The 3323-nt window shown below is 69.9% G+C and carries 3 protein-coding genes; all 3 read right to left on the minus strand.

Annotated features, from left to right (window positions below; translation table 11 throughout):
* Nucleotides 1-341: 341 nt before the first annotated feature.
* Complete coding sequence (locus tag VF697_RS13245; RefSeq protein WP_331094867.1) at nt 342-674, minus strand: hypothetical protein; 333 nt, start codon at nt 672-674, stop codon at nt 342-344.
* 27 nt (nt 675-701) lie between these two features.
* Nucleotides 702-1214: a GNAT family N-acetyltransferase gene (locus VF697_RS13250; protein WP_331094869.1), complete on the minus strand. Its 513-nt coding sequence runs from the start codon at nt 1212-1214 to the stop codon at nt 702-704.
* A 103-nt stretch (nt 1215-1317) separates the two neighbouring features.
* A partial coding sequence (locus VF697_RS13255; protein ID WP_331094871.1) for a nitric-oxide reductase large subunit occupies nt 1318-3323 on the minus strand: 2006 nt, incomplete at its 5' end.

Below are 3323 nucleotides of genomic sequence, written 5' to 3' on the forward strand. Positions count from 1 at the left end.
TCTGGCCCGACTCCACGATGCCGCCGACCTTCCCCTTGAGCCACCAGGCGCCCGCGCCCACCGCGAGCAGACCCAGCAGCACCAGGGAGCCGCAGCCAACGCCCACGCCCACCAGGACCTTCTTCGTCGTCTTGTCCATGAACTGCCCCCACTGAAAGCAACTGTCCAGGCAGGGTGCTATCCCCGGCGGGCCTCCCGGGGCAAGTCCCCCACGCGCCGGGGCAGGGCGCTGAAGGCACGCGGACGTCCGTGCTAGCCTGGGCGCGCTTCGTTTCGCAGAGAGGACGTTGGGGGCGGGTTCTGCTCCGAGTGCGGCACGCCCCGGGCGGCTGAGCGCGCCGTCAGCCGCGAGACGCTTGCCCCAGCAACCCGGCGCACAGGCCGATCGCGATGGAGATGAGCACCATCACGACGAGGGCCTTGTCGCGCCTGAACCCGAAACGGGTGGGCTGCGGCTTCGAGAACTCGAGCTGGAGCGCCACCAGCCCGTGCAACGCCGCCACCAGCACGAAGCTCAGGGGGTAGACGGCCGCCGCGCACCCGAGCAGCACCCAGGGCAGCTCCGGCTCTCCGTCGAGCGCGAGCACCAGCGCGCCACCGACGACCATCATCATCACCGCGGCGAGCTTCGCGGCGCTCACGGCCACCTCACGCCACGAGAAGTATTTCCACATGGGCTGTCCTGTCGCCGAGGGGGCCCGTCAGGGCGTGAAGGGCTTGTGCAGCAGCTGGATGATGTTCTGCCGCCGGGGCGTCTGCTGGTGCGTCAGGCCGGTGACGACGTAGCCCTCCCGCATCCAGAAGCGGAGCGCGTCCGGGTTCTGCTCCTGCACCACGAGCCGGATTCCAGCCGCGCCCTGGCCGCGCACCCACTGCTCGAACGCGCTGACGAAGCGGGCCCCGAGCCCGGCCCGGCGGCGGTCCGGGTCGATCAGCAGCATGCCGATGATCCACTCGTCGTCCTCGGGAAAGCCGCGGACGGCATCGAGCACGCCGACGAGCTCCGTCTTCCCGTCCGCGTACAGCCCGAGCGCGAACTTGTCCTCGGGGGCCTTGCCCGGAGGCAGGCCCTCCAGGAGCTGCTCCGCGGCATCCGGCTCCAGGACATCGAAGGCCAACGTCATGAAGACGTGGCTGCGCTCGAGCAGCCTGCGCAGGGCCGGCACGTCCTCCGCTCCGAGCTGCACCACGGTACTTCCGTCCACCTGGAACATCGCGCTCCCCTCTGATGGGCCATGAGCCTACGGGGAGTACACGGCCCAGGCTACCCCCGCCCTTCCATTCCCGGTGGGGAAGGGGAAGGGCGGGAGTCCCGGCTCAGCGGCGGCGCAGCAGGGCGTGGGCCGGGGTGCCCGCTCCGAGCGGCTCGGACTCGGGCCTCGGCTGGGGCAGGGGGGCGCGCTCCAGCGACCAGCCCGTCTTCAGGCCGAGGATGAACCAGGCCAGCAACAGCGCCCCCACCGCGAAGAGCACGTCCCCGGGCACCCGCAGCCAGCGCAGCGTGTCCATGAGCGGCGTCTGGAGGAACTCCGCGCTGCGCGCCCACCACGTCCCCTGCTCGATGGCCGCCTTCGTCTGCAGCACCCCGATGGGCAAGAGCGACAGCACCGACATCAGCAGCAGGCCCACGTTGATGCTCCAGTAGGCCCACGCCAGCGGACGCGTCTTCCAGCGCGCCTCCGGCTGCATCATCCGCAGCGAGAAGAGCATCAGCGCGATGCCCAGCATCCCGTACACCCCGAAGAGCGCCGTGTGGCCATGCAGCGGCGTCAGGTTCAGGCCCTGCATGTAGTAGAGGGCGATGGGCGGGTTGATGAGGAAGCCGAACAGGCCCGCGCCCACCAGGTTCCAGAAGGCCACCGCGATGAAGAAGAGGATGGGCCAGCGGTACTGCTCCATCCACCCCTGGAGTCGCGACAGGCGGATGTGGCTCCACACCTCCCGGCCCACCAGCACCAGGGGCACCACCTCCAGCGCGCTGAACGTCGCGCCCAGCGCCATCGCCGCCGCCGGCGTGCCCGAGAAGTACAGGTGGTGGAAGGTGCCGATGATGCCGCTGCTCAGGAAGAGCACGGTGGTGAAGAGCACCGCCGGCACCGCCGTGCGCGCCGACAGCACCCCCAGCTTGGTGAAGAGGAAGGCCATCACCACCGTGGCGAACACCTCGAAGAAGCCCTCCACCCACAGGTGCACCACCCACCAGCGCCAGTACTCCACCATGCCCATGTGACTGCGCTGCCCGTACATCAGCCCCGCTCCATAGAAGGAGGCGATGGCCATGGACGAGATGACGAAGAGCACCAGCAGCGGCCGGCCCTCGCTCGGCTTCTTCAGCGCCGGCCACACCGCCCGCGCCGTCAGGAAGAGCCACACGAAGAGGCCCACGAAGAGGAAGATCTGCCAGAAGCGGCCCAGGTCCACGTACTCCCAGCCCTGGTGGCCGAACCAGTACCAGTAGTCCCCGCTCCCCATGCGCTGCTGCACCGACGCCCACTGCCCGAAGAGCGCGCCCACCACGATGATGAGCAGGCACACGAAGAGGAAGTTCACCCCCGCCCGCTGGTACTTCGGCTCCACCCCGCTCACCGCCGGGCCCACGAAGAGGCCCGTGGCCAGCCACGCCGTGGCAATCCAGAAGATGCCCAGCTGCGTGTGCCAGCTGCGTGTCACCGCGTAGGGCAGGTACTTCGCCAGGGGAATGCCGTAGAAGCCCGCCCCCTCCACGCCGAAGTGCGCCGTCACGCCGCCCAGCCCCACCTGTGCCAGGAAGAGCGCCACCACCACCAGGAAGTACTTGCCCGTGGCCCGCTGGCTCGGGGTGAGCTCGAGGCTCGCGAACGGGTCCCTCTCGGGCAGCTTCTCCTCCTCGTCCTCCTTCTTGCCGCTCAGGTACCAGACGAGCCCGCCAATGCCCGCGAGCAGCAGCACCACCGAGGCCAGGCTCCACATCATCACCCCCGACGCGGGCTGGTTGGCCACCAGCGGCTCGTGCGGCCAGTTCTGCGTGTAGGAGACCGTGTCCCCGGGCCGGTTCGTCGAGGCCACCCAGCTCGTCCACCAGAAGAAGGCCCCGAGGTCCTTGAGCTTCTCCGGGTTCGTCAGCGCGCCCTCGGGAATGGCGTAGGCGGCGCGGCCCTTGGCGAAGACGTCCGCGTAGTGGGCGGCGTTGACCCGCATCGCCTCGGCGCGCACCGGGGCCAGCGTCACCGTGCCCGTGCTCGCGTCATATGTGTTGGTGCGCATCATCGTGGCGAGCCGCGTGCGCAGGGCCGCCTGCCGCTCGGCCGGCGCCTCGGCATAGGAGGCGAGGCCCTCCGCGCGCG

Origin of the sequence: Archangium sp. (assembly GCF_036388035.1) — a bacterium.
Classification (GTDB): domain Bacteria; phylum Myxococcota; class Myxococcia; order Myxococcales; family Myxococcaceae; genus Archangium.